The 8,605-nt window shown below is 43.0% G+C and carries 5 protein-coding genes and 1 pseudogene; 4 read left to right on the plus strand and 2 right to left on the minus strand.

Annotation, left to right across the window (positions count from 1 at the left end; all coding sequences use genetic code 11):
* A pseudogene (locus ACEW80_RS04490) lies at nucleotides 1-739 on the minus strand (histidine kinase); the annotation flags it as partial.
* Between the two features lie 394 nt (nucleotides 740-1,133).
* On the opposite strand from ACEW80_RS04490, the gene ACEW80_RS04495 reads away from it, so the two are divergent.
* The 4 genes from ACEW80_RS04495 (at nucleotide 1,134) to ilvD (ending at nucleotide 7,829) form a co-directional block, all read left to right on the plus strand.
* Entirely contained in the window at nucleotides 1,134-4,259 is a 3,126-nt protein-coding gene (locus ACEW80_RS04495) for an MFS transporter (protein WP_373525437.1), read from the plus strand.
* Nucleotides 4,260-4,447: 188 nt separating this feature from the next.
* Complete coding sequence (locus tag ACEW80_RS04500) at nucleotides 4,448-5,218, plus strand: pentapeptide repeat-containing protein (protein ID WP_373525438.1); 771 nt, start codon at nucleotides 4,448-4,450, stop codon at nucleotides 5,216-5,218.
* A 187-nt stretch (nucleotides 5,219-5,405) separates the two neighbouring features.
* On the plus strand, nucleotides 5,406-6,038 hold the full coding sequence (locus ACEW80_RS04505) for a TenA family protein (protein ID WP_373525439.1): 633 nt from the start codon (nucleotides 5,406-5,408) through the stop codon (nucleotides 6,036-6,038).
* Between the two features lie 105 nt (nucleotides 6,039-6,143).
* Complete coding sequence (ilvD, locus tag ACEW80_RS04510) at nucleotides 6,144-7,829, plus strand: dihydroxy-acid dehydratase (protein ID WP_373525440.1); 1,686 nt, start codon at nucleotides 6,144-6,146, stop codon at nucleotides 7,827-7,829.
* A 220-nt stretch (nucleotides 7,830-8,049) separates the two neighbouring features.
* Here the strand turns inward: ilvD and ACEW80_RS04515 are convergent.
* A partial coding sequence (locus ACEW80_RS04515) for a flavin monoamine oxidase family protein (protein ID WP_373525441.1) occupies nucleotides 8,050-8,605 on the minus strand: 556 nt, incomplete at its 5' end.

The raw sequence follows: 8,605 nt of genomic DNA on the forward strand, positions 1-8,605 counted from the left end.
TCCCTTGACCGTCTGTATCTTTGGCTATGATCGAGACTGTACTTAAGGGGAAACCTGCATCTCGTAATTCTGTAAGTGCGCCTTCTGCATCTCGACGATGAGAAAACACCCCAATTGCCCGTCTAGCTACACCACTACGAGTCGCAGTTGAAGTTGGAGCGACATAACCAGTGGCAGATGGAGTAACATTATCAGTATCTGGGCGGTCGTAAATGCCAAACTCTTCCACACCCTGACGATTTAGAATTTCTTGTGCTTTAGCTATTTCTGTATCTGTGCCATCTATGATGACTAAATAGTGTCCTCGCTTCACGCGATCGTCGTAAACTCTGGCTCGTTCTTCAGGAATTCCTAAACCAACCAATGCACCAAGCAAACTACCAGCTACTGCACCAATACTTGCTCCAGCGAGGGTGGTAGCCAGGGTTGTCGCTGCGGCTCCAGCTAGCATAATTGGCCCGATTCCAGGAATTGCCAAAGTTCCAAGACCGACTAATAAACCAGTCAATCCGCCCAAAGCGCCGCCTGTAGCTGCTCCCACTTTAGCGCCTTCATCAGATTTATCACCGACGCGATCGCGTACTTCAGCGCCAGCAATATCATCTTTGTCTCCATCCTCTGTAATCACAGAGACTCTATCCATGTCAAAGCCGCTGTTTTTCAATTCATGTAGCGCTTTTTCAATATCTCGGCGATTAGAGAATACACCGACACCACGTTTATGTACACCTACAACCATTATTTTTCCTCCTCACAGAAATTAATTATTCACTAATTTATAGCTCCTAATAGCCCTTATTAAGGCATATTTAGATTATTTTTTCATCAATCGATTGGGAGAATTTTTATCTCTATCATTAGACATAGGTGCTTTTATCTATAAAGTTAATATCTAATATTTTATAAAAACATTAGATATTAACTATTTTTATTTATCAAAATTTTTTCTAAATCATTAGGTTCAAAATTACTACGCAGATTATTTATTTTCTTTTGTTAAAAAGTAATACGAATGTTTATTTTTTGTAAAATACGACTTTTGGCAAACAAAGTTATTACCTAAGAAAGTGTCAGCTTATATAGCTGATAATTAAACTGATAAATAGGTATTTAAGTGCAAGTGAGAGAATCCTATGTTTCAAGGTGTTTTAACTCTTTGGGGATGTAACTGGTTGCCTTTTGGATTAGCGCCGATAACTTTAGCTGAGGAAGTACTAACTCCAGAAGAAGCATCACTTCTTTTTTCAGGGCCTAAATTCTTAGTGGCATTGCTGGCTGGAGTCTTAATGGCATTTGCCTTTCAATTATTATTGACCAACTTTTCAGTCGCTGTCGGAATCTCATCTTGGGAAATTGACTCAGATTCTGATGATGAAAGTTTGGGTAGTACAATTCGTCAAGTTCAAACAAAAGTTGGTGCTTGGGCGTTGATAACCGTTAGCATTGCATTATTTATTGCTTGTTTTTTAGCGGTAAAACTTAGCTTAATTGAAAGTGCATTTCTCGGAGCAATTATCGGTGTAGTCATCTGGTCTAGCTATTTCTCACTGGTAATTTGGTTTGGTTCATCGGCAGTTGGTTCTTTAATTGGTTCTATCGCTAGTACTGTCACTTCTGGTTTTCAAGGTCTGATGGGTACAGCAACCGCTGGCATTGGTGCTAATGCTGCGAAAAAACAGTTAGTTTCTACTGCTGAGGATATTACAGCCGCAGTTCGGCGAGAATTTACTTCAGGTTTTGATCCTGAAGGGATTAGAAATACTCTCCAAAGTTCCTTAGGTTCTCTGCAATTGCCAAAGCTGGATATCACAGAAATTCGGAGTCAATTTGACCAGCTTCTTAAAGATACAGATTTGCAATCTGTTGCTAACAGCGATTTATTGAAAAACATTAATCGCCAAACATTTCTTGATTTGATCGGCGATCGCACAGATTTATCTAAAGAAGATATCAATGGCATTACTGATCAATTCCAAGGTGCTTGGCAACAAGCTTTGAATCGCAAAAATCCCACAGAACAAGTCATTAATTTGCTTAAGTCTGCTACTCCCGAAGAACTGAATTCGGAGCAATTAGGTGAACGGCTTCAACAACTGGTTACAGTGGGAGGCGGTAATAGTAAGCAAAGCAATGGTATGATGAACCAAGCTATTCGATTTGGCTTGAGCGCGGCTGTACCAGTAGTGCTGGATAGTGTAAACCTTTCCAATATAGATGTAAACAAAATTACAACTCAGTTGCAAAAGCTGAAAGAGAAAGTTCAAGATGTAGATGTCGATCAAATCACAGAACAACTCAAAAAGTTTAGAGAGCAAGCAACTGAGCAAGTGGCTACAAGATTGCCTTTATCGCCCGAAAACACGATTAAGTCAGATGTAGAAGACTATATATTGAATTCGTTTCCTTGGCACTTTAACCGAATTACGCTAAGAGATGAATTTAAAGAAGTAATCTATGATGTGAATGCAGATCCGACAAATGTGAGACGGGAGTTAGAAGAACTCAATCAAGAATATTTCTCCAACTTGCTGAAGCAACGGGGTGATATTAGTGAAGCCAGGGTGAAAGAAATTTCCGAACAAATGGAAAGCGATCGCTCGGAAGTTTTAGAAACTGTAAAACAGGCTCAAGGACAAGAAAAAGATCAAGATTTCCGTAGCCGCATCGAAGATTATCTGCGTTCAACTGGGAAAGAAGAACTTAACCCTGAAGGTATTGAACGGGATTTTACCAAGTTGGTGGAAGATCCAGAAGCCGGGTTTGAAGATTTAAGTAGCCGCTTCGGGCAATTGAACCGCGACACTTTTGTACAATTGCTCCAACAGCGTCAAGATATTAACGAAGAAGAAGCTAATAATATTGTTAGTCAACTCGAACAGAACCGCGATAATATCTTGAATCGTGCCAGAGATTTGCAAGAACAAGCAAAAGCCAAAGCCGATGAACTGCGTCAAAGAGTAGAAGACTATCTGCGGAATACTAACAAAGACGAACTCAATCCCGAAAGCATCAAACGTGAGTTTAAAGTTTTGTTAGACGATCCGCAAGCCGGAATTAGCCTTTTGCGATCGCGCTTATCGCAATTTGACCGCGATACACTGGTACAATTGCTCAGTCAACGTCAAGATTTGAGCGAAGAACAGATAAACCAAACTCTCGATCAGCTGCAATCCGTCCGAGATAATATTTTGCAAGTACCGCAGCAAGCCAAAGAACAGTACGAAAAAACGACAAAAGCGATCGCCGAATATCTCCGCAATACTAACTTGGAAGAACTTAATCCAGAAGGTATTAGGAGCGATTTGGAAAAATTGCTCGATGATCCTAAAGCGGGTGCCTTAGCATTGCGCGATCGCTTGTCTCAGGTTGATCGCGAAACCTTGGTTAAACTTGTGAGTCAGCGGGGAGATTTGAGCCAAGAGCAGGTTAATCAGATCATTGATCGTGCTCAAGATGCGATTGGTGATATTGTGAGAGCGCCACGACGTTTAGCCAAGCGTACCACTCAAGTAGCTTTAGATTTTGAAGCCAATCTTGAAAAATACCTGCAAAATACTAATAAAGAAGAACTCAACCCGGAAGGAATCAAACGCGATTTGCAATTGCTGCTATCTTCTCCCCGCGCTGGAATTGGAAATCTAAGCGATCGCGCCTCCAAATTTGATCGTTCAACAATTGTAGCGCTGCTATCTCAACGGGAGGATATCTCAGAAGAGGAAGCGAACCGGATTGTGGATCAAATCGACTCGGTTCGCAGTTCGATAGTTGAACAATTCCACCAGATTCAGCAGAGGGTGCAATCAGTGCTTGATGGAGTTTTTGGTAATGTTCGCAATTATCTAAACTCGCTGGATCGTTCAGAACTTAACTATGAGGGGATTAAGCAAGACTTTGCGAAAGTGTTCGACGATCCACAAGCTGGATTTGAAGCGTTGCGCGATCGCCTCACTGAATTTGATCGTGATACCTTAGTTGCTGTGATCAGTTCTCGTGACGATATTTCGGAGGCGGATGCTAACCGGATTATCAACCAAATAGAAGCGGCGCGAGATGGCGTACTGCAACGAGCTGAACGCATCCAGAAAGAAACCCAAAAACGCTTGAAAGCGATCCAACACCAAGCTAAAAAGCAAGCCCAAGAAACCAAAAAAACCGTTGCAAATGCGGCTTGGTGGTTATTGGGGACAGCATTAACTTCCCTTGCAGCTAGTGCGATCGCTGGTGCGATCGCTGTTACAGGTATAAATCTACCTGGGTAAACTATAACTGTTTTAAATTCGATTAATATACTAGGGTAGCACAAATGTAAATGTGCTGCCCTATTTGATTGATAGATATAATTTAGCCAACTACAGAGGACAAACTGTTCAGATTGCTCATATCATAGGCTGATGTATAAATCTCTATCAGTCGATGTTGAATATTGAGTAACAAATATTACGCAAATATGAAGACATACATTCTAGCTACAGCCGCATTTTTAACTACAATCAGCTTGACAACAACCGTACAAGCAGCAAATTCTGAACACGTTAGACAGTTATTAGCAACTAAACAATGTCAAAACTGTGATTTAACCAGTGCGGGTTTAGTAATGGCTGATTTATCTGGAGCCAATTTGAGCGGTGCTAATCTTACAGGTGCTAACCTCAGCCGGGCAAACTTAAGCGGCGCAGATTTGCGCGGTGCAAACTTAAGCGGCGCTAGTTTATTTGGTGTCAACCTGAGCGAAGCTAAATTTAGTGGCGCAAATTTGGCGGGTGCTGATTTGAGAAATACATATCTAACAAATGCAGAATTAACTGGTGCTTACCTAAATGGCACTAACTTCCAAGGTGCAGTTGGCATACCATCACAAATTGCTTCACCAGAAGATTTCTACGCTTGGGGTGTAGCAGAAGCCCAAAAAGGCAACCAACAGCAAGCAATTAGTTATTTTAATCAAGCGATCGCTATTAAACCAGAATATGCAGGTGCTTATTTAGCTCGTGGTGTCGCCCGCTACCAAATGTTGGATAGACAAAGTGCATTCCAAGATGCCCAAGTTGCTGAAAAATTGTTTACATCCCAAAACAACACCCCTGGAACGCAAACAGCCCAGGCTTTTATTATAGAACTACAAACACCCGTAAATGAGAAAATAAGCACTGGTAAACCTAGTTTCGTTGACTTTTTAGGAAGTCTTGGCTCAGTCTTGCTCCAGTTTCTACCTTTTTAAGTGCTGAGTTCTGATATCATGTCCGCCAGATTACCCATAATAAAAGAACCCCACCCCCAACCTCTCCCCGCCGGCGGGGTGGGGTTCTTCGGGTTTAATAAGTAATTAATTAAGCAGACATGATCTGACGGGAGAGTTGCAAGAACAAAAGGGATAATAACTAATGACTAATGACTAATGATTAATAATGACTTTATCCAATGAATTGTGGGCAGCAAATCAAGATTTAGCTAAAGCTTGCCTAGATCATCCTTTCGTTCAAGGCATTGGCGATGGTACTCTTGAGCAGGCAAAGTTTGCTTACTACGTAGGGCAAGATGCTTTTTTTTTGGAAGCTTTTGCCCGTGCATACAGTATCGCCGCAGCTAAAGCACCAGACTGGTTAGGTTTCACCACATTTCATAACTTAGCTAGTGGAGTTTTAGAAGAACTGCAACTGCATAGTGGCTATGCTTCCCAGTGGGGAGTCAATTTGCATTCTGTGGAACCTGCATCTGCTACCCGCCGCTATACTGACTTTTTGTTAGCAACTGCTTGGACTGGAGATGTCGGTTTAACGGCTGCGGCGATGTCTCCCTGTATGCGTCTCTATGCCTTTTTGGGAGAACAGTTAGCTGATAATGGTATTCCTGATCATCAATATGCAGACTGGATTCGGACTTACAGCAGCACAGACTTTCAACCATTAGCACAACAATTAGAAAATTTGGTTGACAATTATGCTACCACCAATTCTGTTGTGCATTCAACCTACCGTTATGCGATGTTTTGTGAGCGTGATTTTTTTGAGGCTGCGTGGATTTTAGAGCCGTCTGCTTAATATAGCAATCCTATTTGAGTTGTGAAAACGATCGCACCGCCTATACATGAGAAAATCAGATAATACAATCGCAATACAAGCGATGATGGCACCCAAGGAAAAAAGATGTCAGAGAATTTGAGAAGCCAAATTGTGACACAAGGGGCGCAGCGATCGCCAAATCGAGCTATGCTGCGGGCAGTTGGTTTTAAAGATGAAGATTTCAATAAAGCCATTGTCGGCATTGCCAATGGCTATAGTACGATCACTCCCTGTAATATGGGGATAAATGTACTGGCACAAAGGGCAGAAGTTAGTATTAAATCCGCCGGGGCAATGCCGCAAGTGTTCGGCACGATTACTATTAGTGATGGGATTTCGATGGGAACTGAAGGGATGAAATATTCCCTAGTGTCGCGGGAAGTCATTGCTGACTCCATTGAAACCGCCTGTACTGGGCAAAGCATGGATGGTGTGCTAGCTATTGGCGGTTGTGATAAAAATATGCCCGGGGCAATGCTGGCGATCGCGCGGATGAATATCCCTGCTATCTTTGTTTATGGTGGCACAATTAAACCCGGTCACTACAACGGACGCGATTTAACTGTTGTTAGTTCTTTTGAAGCTGTTGGTCAATACAGTGCTGGGAAAATTGACGAAAAGGAATTATTAGAAGTTGAAAATCGGGCTTGTCCGGGTGCGGGTTCTTGTGGTGGGATGTTCACGGCTAACACCATGTCTTCAGCATTTGAAGCGCTGGGGATGAGTTTACCCTATTCTTCGACAATGGCAGCCGAAGATGCTGAAAAAGCCGACAGTACAGAAAAATCGGCATTTGTTTTAGTCGAAGCAATTCGCAAACAAATCTTACCCCGGCAAATTATCACCCGCAAATCTATAGAGAATGCCATTTCTGTGGTAATGGCGGTGGGTGGTTCGACAAATGCGGTGTTGCATTTTTTAGCGATCGCTCGTGCCGCTGATGTAGAGTTGACTTTGGACGACTTTGAAACTATCCGTGCCCGTGTCCCTGTGTTGTGTGATTTAAAACCAAGTGGTAAGTATGTAGCTACAGACTTACATAAAGCTGGCGGTATTCCCCAAGTCATGAAAATGCTGCTTGTGCATGATTTACTACATGGAGATAGTCTTACCATTAGCGGTCAAACAATTGCAGAGATATTAGTAGATATACCAGAAGAACCCTCTGCCAACCAAGATGTGATTCGGACTTGGAATAACCCGATGTATCCCCAAGGACACTTAGCTATCCTCAGAGGCAATCTGGCAATAGAGGGGGCTGTAGCTAAAATTACCGGGGTTAAAAAGCCAGTAATTACTGGGCCGGCACGGGTATTTGAATCGGAAGAAGCCTCTTTAGATGCAATTTTGGCGGGTAAGATTCAAGCTGGTGATATTCTGGTCATCCGCTACGAAGGGCCTAAGGGCGGCCCTGGAATGCGGGAAATGTTAGCTCCCACCTCGGCAATTATCGGCGCTGGGTTGGGTGCTGCTGTGGGATTAATTACCGACGGGCGGTTTTCTGGCGGTACTTACGGCAGGGTAGTTGGTCATGTTGCACCAGAAGCGGCAGTTGGGGGTGCGATCGCTCTTGTACAAGAAGGTGATAGTATTACCATTGACGCACCCGCGCGGCTATTGCAGTTAAATGTATCTGAGTCAGAATTAGCTCGTCGTCGTGCTAATTGGCAACCTCCCGCACCACGTTACACTAAAGGCGTGTTGGCGAAATATGCCAAGTTGGTATCTTCTAGTAGTATTGGTGCTGTGACAGATTTGGATTTGTTTTAAGAAAAAGTTATTGATTTTGTACAAGAGGCTCTGACTTGGAGATTTAGGAGCCAGAAGTAATAATATTCTGGCTTCTAACTCATTTGAAAATTGGGCGTTACTGAGGGGAAATATGGATTTGTATCACGCAGAGGCAAGGCAGCGCGTTGCGGGTGTTCCCCCCCGTTGTAGCGACTGCCGCGCAGAGGCGCAGAGAGTAAGAGTTCAGCAAGGCCGCACTTTACTCTTTGGTCAAGTCGTCAGAAAAACGCTGTTGCCTTGGAATTTTGCGATAGTGATGTAGTTGATTGGTAGTAATTGGCTGTTGCTGTTGAGTAGCGGTATCTGGCCAACCTAAATCTTTGAGGATTCTCCGGGCTGCAACTTCACCTGTTCTACAGCCACCTTCCATATACCCTTGGTAGGATAGGGAGCAATGTTCGCCAGCAAAAAATAGATTGCCTACACGTTTTTGTTCAGCTCCAGCTATGCTCGTCCATTGTCCGACTAAATAGCAAGCATAGGAGCCTCGCGTATACTGTTCTTCAGGCCAATAGGCGCGCATAGCTTGACCTTGACGCACATTTTTGATTCCGGGGAAAATCTGATTTAATTGTGGTAAAAGTATTTGGGCTTGAGATTCTGCTGAACCCTTGCCCAAAGATAAACCATGTTCACCACCAGTAAAGTTAGTAATCAGACCTTTGGAGCTTTTTTGGTAGCGACTGGATTCCCAAGTGCTTTGAAAGCCTGTATCGGTAAATGTTGATGCTGTTGAGTTATATTTAGTGCGCCAC

Source organism: Nostoc sp., from assembly GCF_041747015.1.
GTDB lineage: Bacteria > Cyanobacteriota > Cyanobacteriia > Cyanobacteriales > Nostocaceae > Nostoc.